1 protein-coding gene is annotated in these 223 nt (G+C 67.7%); it reads right to left on the reverse strand.

The features are described from left to right. Positions 1-223, reverse strand: a 223-nt coding sequence (locus BST38_RS29535) for a thrombospondin type 3 repeat-containing protein (RefSeq protein ID WP_237160963.1), incomplete at both ends; no start/stop codon positions are given.

Here is a 223-nt window from a genome sequence, read left to right on the forward strand (position 1 = left end):
CGGTGTAGTTGGGTCCGCCTGAGCCGGGGTAGTTCCAGGAGTTGTTGGGGTCGGTTCCGGCGAGGTATTCCTGGTCGTCGGTGTAGCCGTCGCCGTCGGAGTCGATGTTGGCGGAGCCGGGGTAGTTGCCGGAGTTCCAGGGGTCGGTGCCGGCGGCGTTCTCGTCGCCGTCGCTGTAGCCGTCACCATCGGAGTCGGTGGGGGGTGTGCCGGGGTGGCTGTT

Source organism: Mycolicibacterium parafortuitum (assembly GCF_002086815.1).
Lineage (GTDB): Bacteria > Actinomycetota > Actinomycetes > Mycobacteriales > Mycobacteriaceae > Mycobacterium > Mycobacterium parafortuitum.